Genomic DNA, 24,164 nt, shown 5'->3' with positions numbered 1-24,164 from the left:
AAAAAAATTAAGTCAAGTTAATTTTTAAAAAATTTAATAAAATAACAATAAAATGAAAGATATAAGAAATTTATTTTTGATTGCATTCCCTAGATTTTTTTGCTAAGCTAGGAATAAGTGAAAATATGAAAGCGAGAACAAGATGACACGTTATCAAGATGATTTTTATGATGCAATCAATGGCGAATGGGAAAAAACAGCTGTGATTCCAGCTGACAAATCTCGAACAGGTGGTTTTATTGACCTTGATGAGGAAATTGAAGAGTTGATGCTGGCGACTACGGACAAGTGGTTGGCAGGTGAAGAGGTTCCAGAGGATGCTATCCTAGCCAACTTTGTTAAGTACCATCGCATGGTGCGAGATTTTGACAAGAGAGAAGTAGATGGGATCAAGCCCGTTTTGCCAATGCTCAAGGAATACCAAGACTTGGAGGGTTTTGCAGATTTTACCAGTAAACTGGCAGAGTTTGAACTAGCAGGGAAGCCAAACTTCCTTCCATTTGGTGTATCACCAGACTTTATGGATGCCAGAATCAATGTTCTTTGGGCCAGTGCACCAGGAACTATCTTGCCAGATACAACTTACTACGCTGAAGACCATCCTCAGCGTGAGGAGCTCTTGACTCTTTGGAAGGAAAGTACTGCGAATCTTCTCAAAGCCTATGATTTTTCAGATGAGGAAATCGCAGACTTACTAGAGAAACGATTGGAATTTGACCGTCGCATTGCGGCTGTGGTGCTTTCTAACGAAGAAAGTTCAGAATATGCCAAACTTTACCATCCATATGCCTTTGAAGATTTCAAGAAATTTGCCCCTGCCCTCCCTCTGGATGATTTCTTCCAAGCAGTGATTGGACAAACTCCAGATAAGGTTATCGTAGACGAGGAACGTTTCTGGCAAGCAGCAGACCAATTCTATAGTGAAGAAGCGTGGCCTCTACTTAAAGCAACCTTGATTTTGGGCGTTGTCAATCTCTCAACAAGCCATCTCACAGACGAGATTCGTGTCTTGTCAGGTGCTTATGGTCGTGCTCTTTCAGGTGTTCCAGAAGCTCAGGACAAGGTCAAGGCAGCTTATCACTTGGCTCAAGGTCCTTTCAAGCAAGCCCTTGGTCTCTGGTACGCGCATGAAAAATTCTCTCCAGAAGCTAAGGCAGACGTAGAGAAAAAAGTAGCGACTATGATTGATGTTTATAAGGAACGCTTGGCTAAGAACGACTGGCTCACACCTGAAACGCGTGACAAGGCCATTGTCAAACTCAATGTCATCAAGCCTTATATCGGTTATCCAGAGGAATTGCCAGAACGCTACAAGGATAAAGTAGTGGACGAAGCTGCCAGTCTCTTTGAGAATGCCTTAGCCTTTGCGCGTGTGGAAATCAAGCACAGCTGGAGCGAGTGGAACCAGCCGGTTGATTACAAGGAGTGGGGTATGCCAGCTCACATGGTTAATGCCTACTACAATCCTCAGAAGAACTTGATTGTCTTTCCAGCTGCTATTTTACAGGCTCCATTCTATGATTTGCATCAGTCGTCCTCAGCCAACTACGGTGGTATTGGAGCGGTTATTGCCCATGAGATTTCTCATGCCTTTGATACAAATGGTGCTTCCTTTGATGAAAATGGTAGCCTCAAGGATTGGTGGACTGAGAATGACTATGCTGCCTTCAAGGAAAAGACTCAGAAAGTTATCGACCAGTTTGATGGTCAAGAATCTTACGGAGCAAGGATCAACGGAAAACTAACCGTATCAGAAAATGTTGCCGACTTAGGAGGGATCGCTGCAGCCCTTGAAGCTGCCAAGAGAGAACCAGACTTCTCTGCTGAAGAATTCTTCCACAACTTTGCTCGTATCTGGCGTATGAAGGGCCGTCCGGAGTTGATGAAACTCATGGCCAGTGTCGATGTACACGCGCCAGCTAAGCTCCGTGTCAATGTCCAAGTGCCAAACTTTGATGACTTCTTTACAACCTATGATGTCAAAGAAGGCGACGGTATGTGGCGTTCACCAGAGGACCGTGTGATTATTTGGTAAAACAAAAACCAAGGATAGCATCCTTGGTTTTTTGCTTGCTAGAAAAAGGGATTAAAAGTCTTTTCGTGAGCGATAGTCGTAGCTGGACCATGGCCGGGGTAGACGTCGTAGTTAGGAAGAGTGAAGAGTTGAGTCTGAATGCTATGGAGGAGTTGTTCCATACTACCAGTAGGGAGGTCGGTCCGTCCGATGGTTTCGCGGAAAAGAGCATCTCCAGTCAAGACTAGATGGGCATCAGGAAAGACGAGGGAAACACCACCGATAGAGTGGCCTGGGGTTGGTAGGGCAGTAAAACGGAATTCTTCAAGCTGGTATTCTTCATGAAAAACAAAGGTGTGCTCAGCAGGTTTTGAGACCACATCTTCCATGTCATCATGTCGAGGGAGACCAGAGAGATTATCTACAGGTGTATAAAGCCAAGATGCTTCACTCTCTGCTACATAAACTGGAGGATTTCCAAAAGTCTCACGCACCAAGTCGAGACTCATAATATGGTCGTAGTGGGTGTGGGTCAGCAGAATCGCGCAGACTGGTTTGTTGATTTTTTCGATAGTCTTGCGAATAGCTTCCCAATGGCTACCTGGGTCAACCACAATCAGGTGATGGTCTCCCTCTATGTAGTAGGTGTTTTCATAGGCAACAGGATTGACAGTTTTATGGATTTTCATAGGATTTCCTCTCTCAAAGAATGTACTGATATCAGTATAACACAGAAGGGAATGCTTAGGGTATCAGAAGGTCTTTTTCTACCTTAACGATTTTTCCAAGCTTGGTAACGGGTGTCAATCAAGAGTTGGGTTAAGCGCCCCATGATTTCTTTTTCATCAGGAGTGAGGGACTGGGCTTGGACAAAGAGATGGTGAATGTGTTCAATGACCTTGAAGGAAGAGAGGTCGTTGATAGAGGAGATACCTGCATCGAGAATGATTCCAAAAAAGAGGTCGAAGTAGAGTTGCAGTTCCTCGTCAGGAACTGTTTCAACCCATTCCTTGAAGGTAGTATCGACTTGCTGGCTGTCACTATTGGTCTCGTCCAGTTGGACAAAGTGTTTGTCTTCAACCTGCCAACTAAAGGTGTCATGCTGGGCAAGACCACCCAAGGCAGTGCTTCGAACGACGATTTTTTTATCAGGAATTTCCAGCATCATACCGATGATAGACCCTTGTGGGACAAATACTTTCGTTCTTTCCATCATGTTTTGATAGCCAGCTGTTTCGGTTAGTTCCTTGTGAAGTCCAGGGGCATCAAAAGTATAGACAGCGACAATGTTTTTTTGTAAAAGTGGTTCGAGTTGACTGGCAGCATAGACAGCTAGATTGCCTCCTTTTGAGTGCCCTGCTAGAATAACCTTTTGGTTAGGATGTTGGGAAAAAAAGTCCTCTAAATACTGGAGGGCATGTTTTTGAGCAGGGATTTCCTTCATATAGGTCATATGGAAATCTTCTTTCCAACCGATGATACTATCATCCGTCCCACGAAAAACAAGCAAATAAGTATCGAGACTGATACGATAGGTCATGGCTGCAAACTGTTTTTGCAATTCAGGATCAATATCATTGATAAAATTTGATAGCTTGCAATTTTTAAAGCGTTTGTGTTGAGAGAGTTGATCCAACAACTGGAGACGGTTTTTATTGGTCAGCATCGTCGTTTCTCTAGGGATTTGAGGTGCTAGATCTATGAGACGCTTGGGTTCTTGAGTGACTACATCATCGAAAGCAAGATAGGTCAACTCAGTCAAGGTAAGAACATCTAACTCGTTCACGGGGAGGTCATAAAAGGAATCGTATGCTACATCATTCAAGTAGTCAAAAATATTGGCCATAAAAGCTCCTTTCTCTATGTTTATCCTATCACATTTACCTAGAATTAGCTAGTAGGCTTGTTTGGATGACCTAGTAGGGATTGATTCAGATATATGGAAGACAGGCTGCTCCTATTTCAAACCTCTAAACGAGCTTACTTGAATGTTTTTGCTATCGACTCCATTTTCCTTTAAAAAATTCTTCATCTCATTTACATCATCAGGCTGACCTGTGATGAGATAGCTGGCTTGATTGCCGTATTCATCAATAGCACGTTTTAAAAATGCTTGACTTTGAGAAAATTCATCGCTCGTTTTATAAGTAAAATTCGATGTCTTTTGAGCCAGTTCTTTCATCTCATTATCGAAAATAGTAACTCCTTTGTCAAAATGATTGAGAATAATCGGACATTTACCAGCCCATTCTTTGATAAGGGGGCGTAGAGCAGAAATACCAACATCAGATGCAAAGCAAACTAGTGGCTGATTCGTATCTTTAACGGTCAAAGAGGAATCCAGCCAACTCATCTCAATCTCACTGCCAGCCGGTAAATGTGTCAAGGTTTCCTTAAAGAGGCTACCACTATTATGAGTTAAAATGAGGATTTCATCTTCATCAGGTGTTGAGGCAATGGTTAGCCATCGACTGGTTTGCTCTCCCTTAGCTTCGTTTTTATTAGTAGTAGAAGAAGTATCAGGGAGTGTAAACTTGGCATAAGCCCCAGCTTTCCAGTTTTGATAACTTGGTTTTGTGATGTGAATTAAATACAGATCTCCGCTGGGATTTTCGATGGATTTTATCGATAATATCTGACTTCGTCCAAGGTAGGCGATGGCACCCCAAGTTATAAGGGCTAGTAATCCAAGTGTTGATAGAATGATAATAAACATTTTTTTACCTCTTTTCATTTTTTATGACTCCTGTTCTCAATTTTATGAATGAACATAAAATAAATTCATTCATATTTTTCCAAAAAATAAAGAAATCCATTCTTTATTTTAGAACTCCTTTTATGAAGTTGGTTGCAAGTATTTCAACGGTTTTGCCAATATCTGGAAAATCTTTTTCCGTGATATGCATATCCATGTAGTAAAACAGATTATAAACCTGTAAGATATCTTGAATCTTTTCTGGCGAATACCCTTCAGCCTGCATACGATTTGTAAAAGTTTTAACTAGAAACTGATGAAATGGATTTGCGACTTTCCCTTCCTCCGAGGAATAGTAGCTGTGCAACTCATCTGCGATGGCAGGATTGTACCATTCTGCAAGGATTTTATTAGAAGAAACGAGAGCTCTGGACTGAGCAAAGAGTTGGCTAATAAGATCAATCATATCAATTTCCCAATCCAGTTCTTCGATCATAGCTTGGCGAACACGGTTGTTTTCATCTATATAGATGTCTAGAAAAATGGCTTCTTTACTTTCGTAATAGTTATAAAAAGAGCCAACTGCCACCCCAGCTTGCCTAGCAATTTCTGAAATTCCTGTCGCCTTGTAACCTTTTTTCGAAAAAACTTCATAGGCCGCTGTCTTTAAAGCTTGTTTTTTGTCCAATATGATTTAGCCTCCTTCGTTTTATGAATGAATAAACCGATTTGTTCATTCATATTCTAACAAATCATGGCTAGCTTGTCAATAAGAAGGCCAGATCTATTAAATAAGTTAAAGAAACGCTAACTAAATGAGCACAAAAAGGAAAATATAGGATAAGGCTGGAACTATACTTAAAAATAAGGTATGATATCAGTGGGAATGTTCTCTATATAGTATCTGTTTTCTGATCTAGATTTGGCAAATAGGCTGCTAAACAGTATGAGATACGAATCCGTAGATTTGCTATTAAGGGTTTTGATATTTTGAGAAAGAACAAAGGAGGAGCGCATGCACAAGATTTTACTAGTAGAAGATGACCAAGTCATTCGGCAACAAGTGGGAAAACTACTCTCTGAGTGGGGCTTTGAGGTTGTTTTGGTAGAAGATTTTATGGAAGTATTGAGTCTTTTTGTTCAGTCAGAGCCACATTTGGTCCTCATGGATATTGGTCTGCCTCTTTTTAATGGTTACCACTGGTGCCAGGAGATTCGCAAGATTTCCAAGGTGCCCATCATGTTTCTGTCTTCGAGAGACCAGGCGATGGATATCGTCATGGCGATCAATATGGGGGCGGATGACTTTGTGACTAAGCCTTTTGACCAGCAGGTCCTCCTTGCCAAGGTTCAGGGCTTGTTGCGCCGTTCTTACGAATTTGGGAGAGATGAAAGTCTGCTGGAGTATGCGGGTGTAATCCTCAACACCAAGTCTATGGATCTGCACTATCAGGGGGAAGTCCTAAGTTTGACCAAGAATGAATTTCAAATTTTGCGGGTCTTGTTTGAACATGCAGGCAATATCGTGGCGCGTGATGACCTGATGCGGGAACTCTGGAATAGCGACTTTTTCATCGATGACAATACCCTGTCTGTCAATGTTGCTCGCCTGCGCAAAAAGTTGGAGGAGCAAGGTTTAGCAGGCTTTATCGAAACCAAGAAAGGGATAGGATACGGACTGAAACATGCTTGATTGGAAATCATTTTTTCTAGCCTATCTGCGTTCTCGCAGTCGCATCTTTGTCTATATTTTTTCATTAGGCTTTCTCGTCCTTCTCTTTCAGTTTTTATTTGTTAGTCTAGGAACTTACTTTCTTTATTTATTTCTGCTCAGTGGCTTTTTGACCTTCTTATTTTTGGCTTGGGATATTTTGGCAGAAGCACAGGTTTACCGTCAGGAAGTGCTCTATGCTGAGCAAGATCCCAAGTCTCCTCTGGAATGTGCGCTAGCGGAAAAACTCGAAGAGCGTGAGTCTGAATTGTATCAAAAGAAGTCAGAAGCCCAAAGCAAGTTGACGGATTTGCTTGACTACTACACCTTGTGGGTTCACCAGATCAAGACGCCCATTGCGGCTAGTCGACTTTTAGTGGCAGAAGTCTCTGATCGTGAGGTCAAGCAGCAACTGGAACAGGAAATCTTTAAGATTGACTCCTATACCAATCTGGTGTTGCAGTATCTTCGTTTGGAAAGCTTCCACGATGACTTGGTATTTGAAAAGGTTCAAGTGGAGGATCTGGTGAAGGAAGTGGTTCGTAAGTATGCTCTTTTCTTTATCCAAAAAGGACTGACGGTCAATCTACATGACCTTGACAAAATCATCGTGACCGATAAGAAGTGGCTGTTGGTCGTCATTGAACAAATCCTCTCAAACAGCCTCAAATATACCAAAGAAGGTGGTCTGGAGATTTATATGGAAGGCCAGGAGCTCTGTATCAAGGATACGGGAATTGGGATTAAAAACAGCGATGTGCTCCGAGTCTTTGAACGTGGGTTTTCAGGCTATAATGGTCGCCTAACCCAGCAGTCATCTGGACTTGGACTTTACCTATCTAAGAAAATTTCTGAAGAACTGGGGCACCGGATTCGTATCGAGTCTGAGGTTGGAAAAGGAACGACAGTAAGAATCAAGTTTGCCGATGTGAATCTGAGAATTGAGTGAGTATAGTTGATGATAACCTTATCTATCTGTGGAATTTTTGTTCTAGTCTATATCTCTATTTTCATGATAATGTCTAGAAGTTACCGTAAGATTGTCCAGATGTAAAAAATGTTACACTAGGAAACGACTAGAATATAGTCAAAAAATAAAAGATGCAAAAATGAAAGAAAGTTATTTTGACGGAGGAATCCTAGATTATATTGGATACTCTATCTTAGCAGCCATAATTTGCGGACTTACCTTTGGGATCGCAACACCTTGGGCGGTTTGCATGATGCAAAATTGGAAAACCAAACACACGGTAGTAGATGGTCAGCATCTATACTTTGACGGGACTGGAGCACAACTATTCGGCTACTGGATCAAGTGGTTTCTTCTAACCATCATCACGTTTGGGATCTATGGCTTCTGGTTGAAAATAAAAATGGAGCAATGAAATGTCAAACACACTCATCATGTTTAAACATTAAAACAGCATCTTCTTTCAGAGGAGATACCGTTTTTTTCTTTTTCGGATAAGGAAACAAAAATTTCTTCCTTTCTCTATCTTTTAAATTGATATATTTTTCCAGAGAAAGACTGTAAAATTTTTGATATAATGTTAAGGATAGACTGACGGATTCTTAAAGGATAATTTTCAAAAAAATAACAGGTGAGAAGAAAAATATGTAAGATTGAACAGAAGTCTCTCTACCATCATCCATGCAGAAACAAGATTATATGAAATAAAAGGAGTAACCGATGACCGGAAACTATTCAACACGTGAATACCGTGAGAAATTATATGATGATCTTCATGTTCGATTAAGAGATACAGTGATTTTGATGTGTGCGATTTTTATTGCCTCTATCGGCCTAAATATGAATTCAACAGCTGTCATTATTGGAGCCATGCTGATTTCCCCTCTTATGACACCGATTGTTGGACTCGGATTTGGTTTAGCTATTTTTGATACGCGTTTAATCAAGCAATCTCTAGAGGTTTTATTTACTCAAGTATTGGTTAGCTTGCTTGTCTCGGCTCTGTATTTCTGGATTTCTCCCTTATCTTATGAAAGTAGCGAATTGATTGCACGAACCTCTCCAACCATTTGGGATGTTCTCATTGCTATTGCTGGTGGGATAGCAGGCGTAATTGGTTCAAGGAAAAAAGAATCAAACAATATCGTGCCAGGAGTAGCCATTGCAACAGCTCTGATGCCACCTATCTGTACTGCAGGCTATGGTTTAGCTAATGGAAATGTACGATTTTTATTTGGGGCTCTCTATCTTTTCTTGATCAACTGTGTCTTTATCATGCTAGCCAACATTGTTGGAACAAGAATTTTGATGAGAAAATCTCCCTTAAGTTCATTTAAAGAGCTAAACATTAAAATGAAAATTGGCTTGACATCCTTGATTGTATTATTGGTTCTTCCAGCCAGTTATTCAGCAGTCACTCTGACGATAGATCAAGCGCGAAAAGAAGGAATCAAACAGTTTGTAGGAAAAGAGTTCGCCAATCACACGGTCATTAATCAAGTCTACAAGTCAAGGAACAATGAATTGGTCTTGACGGTTGTTGGAGATCCGATTTCAGACGAAGAATTAGAAGCGCTCCATCAAAAACAAGCCTCTTACGGTATTCAATCTGTTCAATTGAAAGTCAATCAAGTTCATAATTCGACAAAATTAGACAGTGATACGACCAAGGAATTTTATGAAACCATTAACAAGTATATTGATCAAAAACTCTCTGAAAAGGATTCACAAAAAGAGCTCGTAAAAGAAAATGAAGCAGATAAGGATTGAGGATATTGACCTTATCTAACTCATGAAAGCAAATCTTGTGTGGTGGTTTGACCAATCACTACTAGCTCAGATTAAATAAAATATAAAAAGCAACAGCTGAAATAGTTGTTGCTTTTTATGGCTCTGAAAAATGTTTCTCAAACTGTGATTGTTTTATTTCTCAATGCGTGATTTGTTGGCGATATCAGCTAGGATAGCTTGAACAAAGTCATCAACTGAGACAGTTTGTGTTTCTTTTTGGCCATAGCGACGAACGTTGACTGTTCCGTCTTCCATTTCCTTGTCCCCAACGATCAATTGGTAAGGAATCTTGCTGGTTTGTGAAGCACGGATCTTGAACTGCATTTTTTCATTGCGTTCATCTACATCTGCACGGACACCACGGTCACGGAGTTTCTTGGCTACTTCCCAAGCGTAGTCCACATGTTTTTCGTTAGATACTGGGATAAGGGTCACTTGATGTGGTGCAAGCCATGTTGGGAAGGCACCCTTGTAGTTCTCAATCAAGATAGCTGTGAAGCGTTCCATGGTTGAGATAACCCCACGGTGAATCATGACTGGACGGTGTTCTTCACCATCAGCTCCGATGTATTTGAGGTCGAAGCGTTCTGGCAACAAGAAATCGAGCTGGATCGTAGAAAGAGTTTCTTCTTTACCGAGGGCAGTTTTAACCTGGATATCCAATTTTGGTCCGTAGAAGGCTGCTTCACCTTCAGCTTCAAAGTAGTCCAGTTCCATATCATCCATAGCTGCTTTCAACATGCGTTGTGCATTTTCCCACATCTCATCGTTGTCAAAGTATTTGTGTTTATCTTCTGGGTCACGATAAGACAAGCGGAAACGGTAATCTGTCAAATTAAAGTCTTCATACACGTCGATGATCAATTGAAGAATTTTCTTGAATTCTTCCTCAATTTGTTCTGGAGCTACAAAAGTATGACCATCATTTAGGGACATTTCGCGTACACGTTGAAGACCTGTAAGGGCGCCAGATTTTTCATATCGGTGCATCATGCCAATTTCAGCGATACGGATTGGTAATTCACGGTATGAGTGTACATGATGTTTATAAACTTCGATATGGTGAGGACAGTTCATTGGGCGGAGGACAAACTCTTCACCATCCCCCATGTCCATAGTTGGGAACATATCTTCACGGTAGTGATCCCAGTGACCAGAAGTTTTATAGAGTTCCACTGAGGCAATTGGTGGAGTGTAAACATGTTGGTAGCCTGCAGCGATTTCCTTGTCAACAATGTAGCGCTCCAATTCACGACGGATAGTGGCTCCGTTTGGTAACCAAAATGGTAAACCTTGTCCGACTTCTTGTGAAATCATGAAGAGATCAAGCTCTTTACCGAGTTTACGGTGGTCACGTTCCTTGGCTTCTTCACGCATTTGAAGGTAGTTCTTCAAGTCTTTCTTGTCAAACCAAGCTGTACCGTAGATTCGTTGCATCATCGCGTTGTCGCTATTTCCACGCCAGTAGGCACCGGCTACGTTGAGCAGGTGGAAGATTTGGATACGACCTGTTGATGGGACGTGAGGACCACGGCAGAGGTCTACATATTCGCCCTGACGGTAGATAGTCAAACCGCCTTCGTCTTCTGAGTGTTCTTCAATCAATTCCAATTTGTAAGGGTCGTTCTTGAAGATTTCACGGGCCTCGTCTTTGGTAACTTCTTCACGGATTGATGGGAAGTTTTCTTTAACGATTTTCTTCATTTCTTCTTCGATACGAGGCAGGTCCTCATTAGAGATTTGACCAGCTTGATTGTCCGTATCGTAGTAGAAACCGTCTTCGATAGCTGGACCGACACCCAAATGAATGTCTGGGAAGAGGCGACGAGCTGCTTGGGCAAACAAGTGAGCAGCTGAGTGGCGCAAGATTGGCAGAGCATCTTCGTGATCAGACGTCACGATTTCGATGCTTCCATCTTCAGTGATAGCACGAGTAGTGTCGATGAGTTTGCTGTTGAATTTACCAGCAAGAGCTTTTTTAGCTAGGGAATTGCTGATAGATTGGGCAATTTCAAAAGTTGTAACGCCAGATTCGAATTCACGAACAGCGCCATCTGGGAAAGTAATCTTAATCATGTGTTTTCTCCTTAAATATTTATTCTTTTTTTGTTGGACAATTTTAAGAGCCGAGCAACTTCTTCCGCAGTCTGATTCTCTGATTGACTGCCATCTGTTATGAGGCTAGGATAGCCTAATAACACCGCTTCCTTACGAACCATTTGAGCAAAAAGAATGTCTCGTTGCATCCAGTTTTTAAAAGCTTGTTCAGGGTTGGTTGTACCCTCTAAGATATAAGGAACCCAGTCTCTCTGTATATAATGCTTTTTTTGAAAATCAGCTGTCGGAGTCAAGCATAGATAGGAAGACGCTGGGCATTCAAGCTCCTTTACCAAGTGAGGCAAAAATCCTGCTCCCTCAACCAAGAGAGGTCTGTTTTGATTTTTTATCAAGTAAGATTTTACATAAGGAAAAATCTTACTTGATAAAAGCGCCATTCTTCATCTGCCATCTCTTCTGGATTTCTCATCCAGATTTGTTCTGGATTTCTATCCTGCCTAAGAAGGCAAATTGGCTGTGAGTCTGCACTTGCTTGACTCATCATCTCTTCTACCAAATCATCCAGTTTGATATGAAGTAGTTGATACTGTCTAGCAAGAAGTGAGGCAATTGTTGATTTTCTACTACAAGGCGATCCGCCAATCATATAAAGCATCATTCTTCCTCCTTCTGACAAAATAAAAACGACATCCTAAAAGGACGTCGCAACGTGGTTCCACCTTCATTTATGTTCCTCAAAAAAGAGGGACACCTCTGATTGGCTTTAACGTGGCCACCGTTTTATGTTTGCATAAAAGTCAGTTGAGTAGTATCAGTTTAGGCTCTCTATGCGTTTCCAGCAACCACGCACTCTCTAGTAGAAAGGGACTAAGTGACTTGTCTCTATGCATTATTATAGCATGATTGCGAGATTTTTCAAGGATTTTGTGAAAGTTTTTTATTTTTTCCTCGCTGTAGCATGTATTTAATACCCGAACCTGAAGCCATACCAAGTAGGGCAAAGAGTTCATAAGCTAGGAAATAAACGAGAATGAATTCATTGAAAGTGATGATGGTAAAACCAAAGAGCAACCCTACACCAAGTAACCACCACAGTGAGAATTGGAAACGGTAGCTATAAAGAAGGGATACGATAAAGGTTGCCAAAGGTGAAAAGAGGATGATGTTATAAATGTAAAGTCCTTTCAGCGTATAAGGGTCAGAAATCAGCAGTAACAGCAACTCATAGAGAGGCCAGTAAAAGAAGAATATGACAAGGTAGTATGGGATATACTTAAGATATTTCCGCATGGCAATAGTCCTCCAATCTGCAAAAATTGAGAGAGGTTGAATACCATATAATCCTAAATGAAGGGGAGCTCTCTACCTATATTATATCACGATTTGGAAGCTCTTACAAGTTGATCAGGTAAGTAGTGATAGTGATTTTTTGCAGTGTTTTCTGCTATAATACTAACAGAAGAAGTAAGAGGAAAAGAGGAGAAAGAATGACTAAAATAGCAGTTCTTTCAGATATACATGGAAATATGACAGCTCTGGAAGCCGTACTGGCTGATGCAAGAGCGGCAGAGGTAGAAGAGTATTGGCTTTTGGGAGATATTCTCATGCCTGGAACAGGACGTAGAAGGATATTGGATCTCTTAGCTAGCTTGCCCATCACTGCAAGAGTGCTGGGAAATTGGGAGAATAGTCTCTGGCGTGGTTTGCATCGCAAGCTAGATCCAACAAAAGCTAGTCATCGCTATCTCCTACGCCAATGCCAGTATATCTTAGAAGAGATTAGCCCTGAAGAAATCGAAGACCTCCACAATCAACCCATGCAAGTTCATCGTCAATTTGGTGATTTGACAGTAGGAATCACTCACCATCTCCCTGATAAAAACTGGGGTAGAGAGTTGATTCATACGGGAAAACAAGAAGATTTTGATAGATTGGTGACAGAGCCGCATGCTTCTATCGCAGTATATGGCCATATCCACCAACAGTTGCTTCGTTATGGAAGTGACGGACAGTTGATTCTTAATCCTGGTTCGATTGGGCAACCCTTCTTTTTAGATGCGAAGTTGCGTAAGGACTTGCGTGCCCAATATATGATCTTAGAGTTTGATGAGACAGGCTTAGCTGATGTTGATTTTCGTAGAGTGGATTATGATGTAGAAGCTGAGTTGCAGCTGGCTAAGGATTTGAAGCTCCCCTATTTTCAGGTCTACTATGAAAGTTTGGTAAATGGGATTCACCATACTCATAACCAGGAACTTCTGTATGAAATTGCCCAAGAACAGGGGCATGATGCCGAGTTGGATGCATGGCTGGATAGTGGTAATAATTGACATTACAACGTAAAAGGGTATAATGAGTATCAGATAGGATGTGAAAGGAGAAGAAGATGCAAATTTCAAGTCGATTTACGATTGCGACTCATATGCTAATCATCATTGCCATCAAGAGTCAAGAGAGCAAGGTAACCAGCGATTTTCTCGCAGCCAGTGTTGGAGTCAATCCAGTCATTATTCGCAAAATCTTGTCTCAACTCAAAAAAGCTGAACTGATATCAGTTGCGCGTGGGACGGGCGGTACCGAGATTATCAAAGATCTTCAAGAAATCAGCCTTTTTGATGTTTATCAGGCAGTCGAATGTTTAGGAAAATCTGGTAAACTCTTTAGTTTCCATGACAATCCCAACCCTAACTGTCCAGTAGGGGCCAATATTCATGAAGTTTTAGATCAAAAACTACTAGATATCCAAGAAGCGATGGAAAACCAGCTTCGTCAGACGAGTCTGGCTCAGGTTGTGGCAGATGCTCAGGATAAAATGACAAAGTAAGAGGGCTAGAGTCCTCTTTTTCTATTGCTATAATTATGGTACAATGTAGTCATCAAAGGAGGAGACTATGTACTTTATCACAGGATTTTTTGTCCTACTTTTTCTCGTTTCGTTTTTAAGGGACAATCGCAGTCTCTGGAATCCAGCTCTTTTGCTTTTATCTCTGCTCTTTTCTTACCTGTCTATTGCCAATCTTTTTTATGAAGCTGGGCAGGAAGAAGTGCACATGATTTTCTTTGCAGTGATTTTTCTCCTGCTACCTCTTTTAGTTTTTCTAAGTGGTTTTTTCCTTATTTATAATGGATTTGTGTTATTGAAAAAAGAAGGAAAATCCAAGGCAAATTATTTGTCTCTAGGATTAGGCTGCGTGATTCTATTCTTTTTTGTGATCATGGCGATTCGAATGAGCGACACCAAGGGCTTGTTCTACACCAATCATCTAGTGAATATTTTCTTTTTCTTTCTGATCTATTCGTATTTGATTTTCGGCTTTGCCTTTACAGGATTTCTGCTTTATTCTATTCTGTATCTTTTTATTCCTAAGAAAAAATATTATGATTTTATTATCATTCATGGAGCAGGTTTGTTAAATGGAGAAAAAGTGACTCCCTTACTGAAGAGTCGCATTGATAAGGCAGTAGAAGCTTATCACCAGTTTCTCAATCCCAATGTTAAAATCATCGCAAGTGGTGGTCGAGGTGGGGATGAGAAGATTTCCGAAGCTCAGGCAATTTGTAATTATTTGCTGAAAGAGACGGATGTTCCGAGAGAAGCAATTCTCCTAGAGGAAAGCTCGACCACGACCTATGAGAATCTTCTCTTCTCAAAAGAAATGGGAGAGAAACTGGTAGAAAGTCCACGCTTTCTCTTTGTAACCAATGATTACCATGTTTTTCGTACCAGCACCTATGCTCGCCGTATTGGGATGAAGGGAGATGGTCTTGGTTGCCGGACAGCCGCCTACTATATCCCATCGGCCTTTATCAGAGAATATATTGCTCTATGTGTGAAGATGAGATGGCTTTTTATCGCCTTCTATGTTTTGTTGATTTTAGCTCTGATTTTCTCTTATAGGGGTATTTTATGGTAATATATGAAAAAAATCTCCGTTAGGAGATTTTTTGTAAAATTCATGTAGTCATTATTATTCAATTTTGCTTATGGCAAAATGGCTTTTAGTTGTTTTAGGATAGTTTGTAAGGTTACGATCGCTTGTTCTCCTTGTTGCGGTTGGTAGAGTAGTTGGAAATAGTCGCGAATAGTTTCTTCAAATTGTTTAGGGAGGAGAGCGCAATTGCTCTTAGCATAGTCGAGCATTCGTTTTTCACCTGGATGAGTTTGCTCATTGAGGGCAAACAGCAAGTCAAAGTAGGAAGCAAAAAATTCACTTGTACGATGATTCATGCTGATAAGATCTTGACGTTTGATAGCTTTTTCAATTTGATGAGAGAAGGCAGGCATGGTTTGTTCTAGTAAAAGGAGTTGCCTTTCAATGATATGTTTTTTAAGTTCCTGAGGATAGGGAATCTGGTAAGTCTTTTGGAGAGAAGCATAGCGTCCATTTGGATCGTATAGGATTTTGCTATGGAGTAGATTGTGCCACATACAGGTTGTATAAGCGTTTTGGGGTTGATGCTGAAAAACAGTTGAGTTTAGTTCTTGCTCAAACGACTCCAGTGAACGATAAATCAACTCGATTTCGACACCGTTGTTTAGCACGCAGTCGTCCTCTAGTTCCCAAAACTGGTTTCCAATTTCCATATAAGAACAGTACTTACTCAGAATGTTTTGGCGAATCGTCTCATCTATAGGAGAGTTGAGATAGACATAAACGTCATAGTCAGAATTTTGATCATAGTTTTGTCCTGCACGAGAACCACCAAGAGCGATGGCTTCTACTTGTTCCAATTGAGAGAATTCTTTGTAAAGTTCGTGGATCATGATTTTTCTCCTTGCTTTATGGTTTTAAAGTCATTTTACCAAAAAGTAAAACGTTTGCATAGTGTTGGGTTGCTCTTTTCATTTATAGCAAAAAAATGTGAACTCTTGTTTTGAGTTCACATTCTTTTTTATTCTGCAGCTTGTTGCCAACGTTTGGCTAGCATGCGAGATAGACTTGAAATTGCTAGGTTAAAGCTGAAGTAGATGAGGGCAATCAGGATATAAAGACTGAAGACCTGCTCTGGCTCGAAATAGCGTCCCATGAGAATTTGGCTAGCTCCAAAGAGCTCTTGTAGAGCGATAACAGAGTAGAGAAGGCTGGTATCCTTAATCACGGTCACAAACTGAGAAATGATAGCCGGCAGCATTTTACGGATTGCTTGTGGGAGAATGATGTAGTAGAGGATTTGCACTGAAGTGAATCCTTGCGACATTCCTGCTTCGTACTGACCCTTGTCCACGGCATTGAGACCGCCTCGGATAATCTCAGCTAGGGCTGCTGAGGTAAAAAGGGTAAAGGCCGTAATACCTGCTGGTGTGGACTTCATCTTAAACACCAAAAAGATGGTGAAAATCCAGAGAAGGTTGGGAACATTACGCACAAACTCGATATAAATGCTGGAGATGATTCGCAAGACAGGATTTTTCCCATTTCTCATTACGGCTAGTACTGTTCCGATAAGGGTCGAGAGGACGATGGCAATCAGAGAAATATAGAGGGTCAAGCCAAATCCTTTAAAGATAAAGATTAGGTTATCTGGGGTCAAAACTTCTAAAATAGATTCCATAGTAACCTCCTAAAGTGAATAGGCTTTTTTGTTGGCTTGCTCCATCTTGCGACCAAATTGGGCGACAGGGAAGCAAAGGGCAAAGTAGAGTAGGGCGGCACCTAGAAATGCAGGGATGTAGTTTCCGTTGAGAGCCGACCAAGACTTGGTCACAAACATCAAGTCCACTCCAGAGATGATAGCAACGGTAGAGGTATTCTTGATGAGGTTAACGATTTGGTTGGTCAATGGAGGGAGAATGATACGAAAGGCCTGAGGCAAGATAATCAAGCGCATGGCACTGATATAGGTAAAACCTTGCGACAAGGCAGCCTCCATCTGACCGCTAGGAATAGACTGAATCCCTGAACGAATCACCTCAGCGATATAAGCACCGTGATAGAGTCCCACGCAGAGAACAGCTGTCCAATAAATCGGAATCATGATGGTGTGATTACTGATAAGAGGTAGGCCATAAAAAACAATAACAAACTGTACCAAGAGGGGGGTGTTTTGGTAAAATTCGACAAAGATACGAGCCAAAATTCTTAAAATTTGATGTTTGCTAGTTGATAGGCCTCCAAAGATGATTCCTAAGACCATGGCGAGGATAAAGGAACCAACCGCTAGGGCAAGGGTGAAGAGGAAACCATTGAAAAATTGTCCAAAATCCTGAAAATAGGCTGTCCAAGATGATAAATCTGTCATGGGGTGTCCTCCTTAATCTGCAGTATGGCTAGATGGTTTGAGCTTGTAACGGTCATAAAGTTTCTGCAAACTACCGTCCTTGCTCCATTTGGTGACCAAGTTATCAAGATAATCGTTGAGTTCAGTGTTTGATTTTTTGGTAACGATACCGTAGTCAGATGGCTTGAAACTATCATCTAGGAGCTCTGTTCGTTTACTGGTGTAGCCAGATAGGATAGAGCGGTCCACGGAAAAGGCATCAATACGGTGAGCATGGAGGGAAGTAATCAATTCTGGGTAGGAACCAAGTTCTACAAATTTAAACTTCAAGCCTTTCTTTTTACCCAGTTCAGTAATTAAGCGCTGGGTGATGGAACCTTGAGCAACCCCAATGGTTTTACCGTTTAGGTCCTCAATGCTTTTGATGTTGGCGGATTTATTGACCAAAAAACCAGAAGCATCCGTATAGTAGGGACTGGTGAAGTTGTATAGTTTTTTACGTTCGTCTGTGATGGTGAAGGTTGCGATATCCATGTCGACCTGTTCATTGTCTAGGAGTGGTCCACGTGTTTGAGCGGTAACAGGAACGTAGCGAATCTTGACCTTGAGTTCGTCCGCAATCATCTTGGCCAGGTCCGTTTCGATACCAGAATAAGTACCCGTCTTGGGGTCCTTGTAGCCAAAATTAGGAACGTCTTGTTTGACACCGACAACTAGTTCGCCTCTTTTTTGAATGTCTGCCACACTGGTATCGGCTTGGACTGGTTTGGCAGCAGCAAGGCTGAAAAGGCTAATCAATAATGCTGATACAAAGAGTTTCTTTTTCATAGGCACCTCCTTATTTGACTTTGTCACTTTCGTGGTTGATAATTTTGCTGAGGAATTGTTGGGCACGAGGTTCGCTTGGATTGTCGAAAAAGTCGTCGACATCAGTCGTATCTACTAAAACTTCTCCGTCGGCCATAAAGATAATGCGGTCAGCAACTTCACGGGCAAAGCCCATTTCGTGGGTAACGATGATCATATTCATCCCGTCATGTGCCAGTTTTTGCATAACTGCTAGAACATCTCCGATAGTCTCAGGATCAAGGGCAGATGTTGGCTCATCAAAGAGGAGGAGCTCCGGATGCATGGCGAGTCCACGTGCGATGGCAATCCGTTGTTTTTGTCCACCAGAAAGCATGGCTGGATAGGAATCTTTCTTGTCCCACATATTTACAAATTCCAGATATTTTTGGGCTGTTTTTTCAGCTTCTTTTTTATCAATCCCTAGAACTTTTACGGGTGCAAGTGTTACATTTTCTAACACTGTTTTGTGTGGATAAAGGTTAAAATGCTGGAAAACCATACCTACTTCCTTACGAAGAGGAACTAAATCTTTCTGACTAGCACCTGCTACTTGGTGTCCATTGACTAGGAGACTTCCTTTGTCAACAGCCTCCAAACCATTGATGGTACGGATGAGAGTGGACTTCCCAGAACCAGAAGGTCCCAGCAGGACAACAACTTGTCCTTTTTCAAAACGGAGATTGATGTCGCGGAGTGCGTGGTAGTCTCCGTAATATTTTTCGACGTGTTTAAATTCTACTAAAGCCATGAGAGATCTCCTTTGTGTTAGATTTTATAACATGATTCTACAACAAAAGAATGTTCTTGTCAAATCATATCTGAAAAAAATTCACTAAAATTTTATAAAAAAGCAATCTGAATAGAGAAAAAGCCTAAATCATGTTATAATGAAACGATAGAATTCTTAGAAAGAGTGGATGTTTTTTTGATAACTCCTACTTATGAATGGCAGTTTGCCCCGCAGGTAGAAGATGCGGATTTTACAAAGATAGCCAAGAAGGCTGGACTGGGTCCTGAGGTAGCTCGGTTATTATTTGAAAGAGGGATTCAGGATGAAGAAAGTCTAAAGAAGTTTTTAGAACCTTCTTTAGAGGATTTACATGACCCCTATCTGCTCCATGATATGGACAAGGCAGTGGAACGGATTCGTCAGGCCATTGAAGAAGGGGAGAATATCCTCGTTTACGGTGACTATGATGCGGATGGTATGACTTCAGCGTCGATTGTTAAGGAAAGTTTGGAACAGCTTGGCGCTGAATGCCGTGTTTATTTGCCAAATCGTTTTACCGATGGCTATGGTCCCAATGCCAGTGTCTATAAATACTTTATCGAGCAAGAGGGAATTTCCTTGATTGTGACAGTGGACAATGGGGTTGCAGGTCACGAAGCCATTGAATTGGCCCAATCTATGGGAGTGGATGTCATTGTGACTGACCACCATTCCATGCCAGAAACCCTTCCTGATGCCTATGCGATTGTTCACCCTGAGCATCCAGATGCGGACTATCCTTTCAAATATCTAGCTGGATGTGGAGTGGCTTTCAAGCTGGCTTGTGCTCTTTTAGAAGAAGTGCAAGTAGAATTGCTTGATTTGGTCGCTATCGGTACCATTGCGGATATGGTGAGTTTGACGGATGAAAACCGTATTTTGGTTCAATATGGTCTGGAAATGTTGGGACATACTCAGCGCATCGGTCTACAAGAAATGCTGGATATGGCTGGGATTGCTGCCAATGAAGTGACAGAAGAAACAGTTGGTTTTCAGATTGCTCCTCGTTTAAATGCCTTGGGGCGATTGGATGATCCCAATCCAGCCATTGATTTGTTAACTGGATTTGACGACGAGGAAGCTCATGAGATTGCCCTCATGATTCATCAGAAAAACGAAGAGCGCAAGGAAATCGTTCAGTCCATCTATGAAGAAGCTAAGACCATGGTGGATCCTGAGAAGAAGGTCCAGGTTTTGGCCAAGGAAGGCTGGAATCCTGGCGTTCTGGGTATCGTAGCTGGGCGCTTGCTAGAGGAATTGGGGCAGACAGTCATCGTTCTTAATATAGAAGATGGTCGTGCCAAGGGCAGTGCACGCAGTGTGGAAGCGGTCGATATTTTTGAAGCTCTGGATCCCCATCGAGATCTCTTCACCGCATTCGGTGGCCATGCTGGTGCAGCAGGAATGACGCTGGAAGTGGAGAAACTTTCAGATTTATCTCAGGTCTTGGAAGACTATATCCGTGAAAAAGGCGCAGATGCTGGTGGTAAGAACAAGTTAAACCTAGATGAAGAGCTGGATTTGGAGACTTTGAGTCTTGAAACGGTCAAGAATTTTGAACGCTTGGCGCCTTTTGGAATGGACAATCAGAAACCTGTCTTTTATATCAAGGATTTTCAGGTCGAAAGTGCTAGAACCATGGGAGCAGGCAATACCCACCTCAAACTAAAAATTTCCAAGGGTGAGGCGAGTTTTGAAGTGGTAGCCTTCGGACAAGGTAGATGGGCGACAGAGTTTGCTCAAACAAAAAAACTAGAATTGGCAGTCACCTTGTCTGTCAATCAATGGAATGGCCAAACTGCCCTTCAGTTGATGATGGTGGATGCGCGTGTGGAGGGTGTTCAACTCTTTAACATCCGTGGGAAGAACGCAGCCTTGCCGGAGGGAGTTCCAGTCTTGGATTTCTCTGGAGAGGTGCCAAAATTGGTGAATAGTGAGGCAGTTGTTGTAAAAAACATTCCTGAGGATATTACCTTGCTGAAGACCATTTTTCAAGAACAGAATTTCTCAGCTGTCTATTTCAAAAATGATATTGAGAAAGCCTATTATCTGACAGGTTATGGGACTAGAGAACAGTTTGCTAAATTGTACAAGACCATCTACCAGTTCCCAGAGTTTGATATTCGCTACAAGCTCAAAGATTTAGCGACTTATCTCAATATCCAACAAATCTTGCTGATCAAGATGATTCAAGTATTTGAGGAGCTGGACTTTGTGACGATCAAAGACGGTGTCATGACAGTCAATAAGGAAGCGCCAAAGCGAGAGATAGGAGAAAGTCGGATTTACCAAAATCTCAAACAAACCGTCAAAGATCAAGAAATGATGGCGCTGGGTACGGTGCAAGAAATGTATGATTTTTTGATGGAAGAAAACTAGAAGATAGGAAAGAGTTGGGCAACCAGCTCTTTTTTGGAAACAAACCTTCATTTTGAAAATCATCAAAAAAATGGTATAATGGTAGGAAAAGATTCGGCTGAAAGTTTTAGAACTTTTAGAATAAGAGGGTAAACTTACCCTATAATCAAGATGAATTAAGTTTCGGAGGGAAAATGAGTAATATTAGTTTAACAACACTAGGTGGTGTACGAGAAAATGGGAAAAATATGTACATTGCTGAGATTGGCAATTCAATTTTTGTTTTGGATGCGGGGCTTAAATACCCTGAAAATGAACAGCTTGGGGTTGACGTCGTCATTCCAAATATGGAATACCTTTTTGAAAATAGCGACCGTATCGCAGGGGTCTTTTTGACCCACGGGCATGCGGATGCTATTGGTGCCTTGCCTTATCTTTTGGCAGAGGCTAAGGTGCCTGTGTTTGGTTCTGAGTTGACCATTGAGTTGGCGAAACTCTTTGTCAAAGGAAATGATACGGTTAAGAAATTCAATGACTTCCATGTGATTGATGAGGATACGGAGATTGATTTTGGAGGGACCGTGGTTTCCTTCTTCCGTACAACTCACTCCATCCCAGAAAGTTTGGGAGTCGTCTTGAAAACTCCAAAAGGTAGCATTGTTTATACAGGTGACTTCAAGTTTGACCAAACGGCTAGTAAATCCTATGCGACTGATTTTGCTCGTTTGGCGGAGATTGGTCGTGAGGGAGTCCTAGCTCTTCTCAGTGACTCGGCGAATGCGGACAGCAATATCCAGGTAGCGAGCGAGAGTGAAGTTGGAGAGGAAATTACCCAGACCATTGCAGACTGGGAAGGTCGTATCATCGTTGCAGCTGTTGCCAGCAACCTCTCTCGTATCCAGCAGGTTTTTGATGCTGCTGCAGATACAGGTCGTCGAGTTGTTCTGACTGGTTTTGATGTTGAAAATATCGTCCGAACAGCGATTCGACTTAAAAAATTGTCTCTAGCCAACGAAAGTCTCTTGATCAAACCCAAAGAAATGTCTCGTTTTGAAGACCATGAGTTGATTATCCTTGAGACAGGTCGTATGGGTGAGCCTATCAATGGACTTCGTAAGATGTCTATCGGACGCCACCGTTATGTGGAAATCAAAGATGGGGACTTGGTTTATATCGTAACGACTCCATCTATTGCCAAAGAAGCCGTCATGGCGCGTGTGGAAAATATGATCTACCAAGCTGGTGGTGTGGTGAAACTCATTACCCAAAGCTTGCGAGTATCTGGACACGGGAATGCGCGTGATTTGCAGTTGATGATCAATCTCTTGCAACCAAAATATCTCTTCCCTATCCAAGGGGAATATCGTGAGTTGGATGCGCATGCCAAGGCTGCCATGGCAGCTGGGATGTTGCCAGAGTGCATTTTCATCCCTAAAAAGGGAACGACCATGTCTTATGAACATGGAGACTTTGTTCCAGCTGGAGCAGTTTCTGCAGGTGATGTCTTGATTGATGGAAATGCCATCGGGGACGTTGGAAATGTGGTCCTTCGTGACCGTAAGGTCTTGTCAGAGGATGGAATCTTTATCGTGGCGATCACTGTCAACCGTCGTGAGAAGAAGATTGTGGCTAAGGCTCGCGTCCATACGCGTGGATTTGTTTATCTCAAGAAGAGCCGCGATATTCTCCGTGAAAGCTCAGAATTGATTAACCAAACGGTAGAAGAGTATCTTCAAGGTGATGACTTTGATTGGGCAGATCTCAAAGGCAAGGTTCGTGACAATCTGACCAAGTATCTCTTTGATCAAACCAAGCGTCGTCCAGCAATCTTGCCAGTCGTGATGGAAGCAAAATAATAAGCAGAATACCTACAGAAAAAGTCGAAATTCGGCTTTTTCTTATAGAATAGTAAAAGGAGAAAACCATGGCAGTTATGAATATTGAGTATTACTCAGAAGTTTTGGATATGGAGTGGGGCGTTACTGTGCTCTATCCGGATGCCAGTCGGGTAACTGAACCAGATTGCACAGATATTCCTGTCCTTTATCTTTTGCACGGAATGTCGGGAAATCAAAATAGCTGGCTCAAACGTACCAATGTCGAACGCTTGTTGCGCGGAACCAATCTTATTGTTATCATGCCCAATACTAGCAATGGCTGGTACACAGATACTCAGTATGGTTTCAACTACTTTACTGCTCTAGCAGAAGAGTTGCCTCAGGTTATGAAACGTTTCTTCCCCAATATGACCAGCAAGCGAGAAAAGACCTTCATAGCAGGTCTCTCCATGGGTGGCTATGGTTCCTTCAAACTCGCTCTAGCGACAAATCGTTTTTCTCATGCGGCTAGTTTTTCTGGTGCGCTCAGTTTTCAAGAATTCTCTCCTGAAAGTCAGGATTTGGGATCGCTTGCCTACTGGAGAGGAGTTTTTGGAGAAATCAAAGACTGGACAGCCAGTCCTCATTCGCTTGAAACTATCGCTGCGAAATCGGATAAAAAACCCAAACTTTGGGCTTGGTGTGGCGAACAAGACTATCTCTACTCTGCCAATAATCTCGCAGTGAAAAACCTCAAAAAACTAGGCTTTGAGGTGACCTATAGTCATAGTCCAGGTAAGCACGAGTGGTACTACTGGGAAAAACAATTGGAGCGTTTTTTAGCTACTTTACCAATTAACTTTGTTTTGGAAGAGCGCTTAAGTTGATTTTATTAATACTAGTGAGGTGACAG

22 protein-coding genes and 2 pseudogenes are annotated in these 24,164 nt (G+C 41.8%); 12 read left to right on the top strand and 12 right to left on the bottom strand.

Annotated features, from left to right (window positions below; all coding sequences use genetic code 11):
- Window positions 1-142: 142 nt before the first annotated feature.
- Window positions 143-2,035, top strand: coding sequence for a M13 family metallopeptidase (locus D8862_RS05890; RefSeq protein WP_125449273.1), 1,893 nt, complete (start codon window positions 143-145; stop codon window positions 2,033-2,035).
- Between the two features lie 38 nt (window positions 2,036-2,073).
- Here D8862_RS05890 and D8862_RS05885 read toward each other — a convergent pair whose 3' ends face one another.
- The 4 genes from D8862_RS05885 to D8862_RS05870 all read right to left on the bottom strand — a co-directional run bounded on the left by D8862_RS05885 (window position 2,074) and on the right by D8862_RS05870 (window position 5,403).
- Window positions 2,074-2,703 (bottom strand): MBL fold metallo-hydrolase, encoded by a 630-nt coding sequence (locus tag D8862_RS05885; RefSeq protein ID WP_125449271.1) that lies wholly within the window; start codon window positions 2,701-2,703, stop codon window positions 2,074-2,076.
- Between the two features lie 83 nt (window positions 2,704-2,786).
- On the bottom strand, window positions 2,787-3,860 hold the full coding sequence (locus tag D8862_RS05880) for a DUF2974 domain-containing protein (protein WP_125449269.1): 1,074 nt from the start codon (window positions 3,858-3,860) through the stop codon (window positions 2,787-2,789).
- 111 nt (window positions 3,861-3,971) lie between these two features.
- Window positions 3,972-4,748, bottom strand: a complete 777-nt coding sequence (locus D8862_RS05875) for a ferredoxin reductase domain-containing protein (protein WP_125449267.1) — start codon at window positions 4,746-4,748, stop codon at window positions 3,972-3,974.
- 85 nt (window positions 4,749-4,833) lie between these two features.
- The gene (locus D8862_RS05870) at window positions 4,834-5,403 is read right to left on the bottom strand and encodes a TetR/AcrR family transcriptional regulator (RefSeq protein WP_125449265.1); all 570 of its coding nucleotides are present in this window, start codon (window positions 5,401-5,403) and stop codon (window positions 4,834-4,836) included.
- 321 nt (window positions 5,404-5,724) lie between these two features.
- Here D8862_RS05870 and D8862_RS05865 point away from each other — a divergent pair, with 321 nt between their 5' ends.
- The 5 genes and pseudogenes from D8862_RS05865 (at window position 5,725) to D8862_RS05845 (ending at window position 9,160) form a co-directional block, all read left to right on the top strand.
- Window positions 5,725-6,402 (top strand): response regulator transcription factor, encoded by a 678-nt coding sequence (locus tag D8862_RS05865; protein ID WP_000548981.1) that lies wholly within the window; start codon window positions 5,725-5,727, stop codon window positions 6,400-6,402.
- Complete coding sequence (locus D8862_RS05860; protein WP_125449263.1) at window positions 6,395-7,369, top strand: sensor histidine kinase; 975 nt, start codon at window positions 6,395-6,397, stop codon at window positions 7,367-7,369. Before D8862_RS05865 ends, D8862_RS05860 begins: the two co-directional genes overlap by 8 nt.
- Window positions 7,370-7,375: 6 nt before the next feature.
- Window positions 7,376-7,474, top strand: a pseudogene (locus D8862_RS09860) (peptide ABC transporter); the annotation flags it as partial.
- Window positions 7,475-7,529: 55 nt separating this feature from the next.
- The gene (locus tag D8862_RS05850; RefSeq protein WP_125449261.1) at window positions 7,530-7,805 is read left to right on the top strand and encodes a DUF898 family protein; all 276 of its coding nucleotides are present in this window, start codon (window positions 7,530-7,532) and stop codon (window positions 7,803-7,805) included.
- Between the two features lie 305 nt (window positions 7,806-8,110).
- Entirely contained in the window at window positions 8,111-9,160 is a 1,050-nt protein-coding gene (locus D8862_RS05845; RefSeq protein WP_125449258.1) for a DUF389 domain-containing protein, read from the top strand.
- A 153-nt stretch (window positions 9,161-9,313) separates the two neighbouring features.
- Here the strand turns inward: D8862_RS05845 and thrS are convergent, their stop codons facing one another.
- The 3 genes and pseudogenes from thrS to D8862_RS09605 form a co-directional block, all read right to left on the bottom strand.
- The gene (thrS, locus tag D8862_RS05840) at window positions 9,314-11,257 is read right to left on the bottom strand and encodes a threonine--tRNA ligase (protein ID WP_125449256.1); all 1,944 of its coding nucleotides are present in this window, start codon (window positions 11,255-11,257) and stop codon (window positions 9,314-9,316) included.
- Between the two features lie 11 nt (window positions 11,258-11,268).
- Window positions 11,269-11,897 (bottom strand): annotated as a pseudogene (locus D8862_RS05835) (AAA family ATPase).
- A 257-nt stretch (window positions 11,898-12,154) separates the two neighbouring features.
- Window positions 12,155-12,529, bottom strand: coding sequence for a hypothetical protein (locus D8862_RS09605; protein WP_185760843.1), 375 nt, complete (start codon window positions 12,527-12,529; stop codon window positions 12,155-12,157).
- A gap of 197 nt (window positions 12,530-12,726) precedes the next feature.
- Between D8862_RS09605 and D8862_RS05825 the strand changes: the two genes are divergently transcribed.
- The 3 genes from D8862_RS05825 (at window position 12,727) to D8862_RS05815 (ending at window position 15,153) form a co-directional block, all read left to right on the top strand.
- Window positions 12,727-13,569, top strand: coding sequence for a metallophosphoesterase family protein (locus tag D8862_RS05825; protein ID WP_125449254.1), 843 nt, complete (start codon window positions 12,727-12,729; stop codon window positions 13,567-13,569).
- Between the two features lie 56 nt (window positions 13,570-13,625).
- Entirely contained in the window at window positions 13,626-14,063 is a 438-nt protein-coding gene (locus tag D8862_RS05820; RefSeq protein ID WP_125449252.1) for an Rrf2 family transcriptional regulator, read from the top strand.
- A 67-nt stretch (window positions 14,064-14,130) separates the two neighbouring features.
- Window positions 14,131-15,153, top strand: a complete 1,023-nt coding sequence (locus D8862_RS05815) for a YdcF family protein (RefSeq protein WP_125449250.1) — start codon at window positions 14,131-14,133, stop codon at window positions 15,151-15,153.
- Between the two features lie 68 nt (window positions 15,154-15,221).
- Here D8862_RS05815 and D8862_RS05810 read toward each other — a convergent pair whose 3' ends face one another.
- From D8862_RS05810 to D8862_RS05790, 5 genes are all read right to left on the bottom strand, one after another.
- On the bottom strand, window positions 15,222-16,004 hold the full coding sequence (locus D8862_RS05810; RefSeq protein ID WP_125449248.1) for a DUF4037 domain-containing protein: 783 nt from the start codon (window positions 16,002-16,004) through the stop codon (window positions 15,222-15,224).
- 128 nt (window positions 16,005-16,132) lie between these two features.
- On the bottom strand, window positions 16,133-16,792 hold the full coding sequence (locus D8862_RS05805; protein WP_125449246.1) for an amino acid ABC transporter permease: 660 nt from the start codon (window positions 16,790-16,792) through the stop codon (window positions 16,133-16,135).
- A 9-nt stretch (window positions 16,793-16,801) separates the two neighbouring features.
- Window positions 16,802-17,479: an amino acid ABC transporter permease gene (locus D8862_RS05800; RefSeq protein WP_125449244.1), complete on the bottom strand. Its 678-nt coding sequence runs from the start codon at window positions 17,477-17,479 to the stop codon at window positions 16,802-16,804.
- Between the two features lie 12 nt (window positions 17,480-17,491).
- A complete protein-coding gene (locus D8862_RS05795) occupies window positions 17,492-18,286 on the bottom strand; it encodes a transporter substrate-binding domain-containing protein (protein ID WP_125449242.1) in 795 nt (264 codons plus the stop codon).
- A 10-nt stretch (window positions 18,287-18,296) separates the two neighbouring features.
- Window positions 18,297-19,055 (bottom strand): amino acid ABC transporter ATP-binding protein, encoded by a 759-nt coding sequence (locus D8862_RS05790; protein WP_001229578.1) that lies wholly within the window; start codon window positions 19,053-19,055, stop codon window positions 18,297-18,299.
- 177 nt (window positions 19,056-19,232) lie between these two features.
- On the opposite strand from D8862_RS05790, the gene recJ reads away from it, so the two are divergent.
- The 3 genes from recJ to D8862_RS05775 all read left to right on the top strand — a co-directional run bounded on the left by recJ (window position 19,233) and on the right by D8862_RS05775 (window position 24,138).
- On the top strand, window positions 19,233-21,455 hold the full coding sequence (gene recJ / locus D8862_RS05785) for a single-stranded-DNA-specific exonuclease RecJ (protein ID WP_185760842.1): 2,223 nt from the start codon (window positions 19,233-19,235) through the stop codon (window positions 21,453-21,455).
- Window positions 21,456-21,628: 173 nt separating this feature from the next.
- Entirely contained in the window at window positions 21,629-23,290 is a 1,662-nt protein-coding gene (locus tag D8862_RS05780) for a ribonuclease J (RefSeq protein WP_125449238.1), read from the top strand.
- 68 nt (window positions 23,291-23,358) lie between these two features.
- A complete protein-coding gene (locus D8862_RS05775) occupies window positions 23,359-24,138 on the top strand; it encodes an alpha/beta hydrolase (RefSeq protein WP_125449236.1) in 780 nt (259 codons plus the stop codon).
- The last annotated feature ends 26 nt before the right edge of the window (window positions 24,139-24,164 follow it).

Source organism: Streptococcus oralis, from assembly GCF_003942585.1.
GTDB lineage: Bacteria > Bacillota > Bacilli > Lactobacillales > Streptococcaceae > Streptococcus > Streptococcus oralis_BE.
Note: the sequence above shows the minus strand (reverse complement) of the source record. Positions and strands in the feature narration are given on the sequence as shown.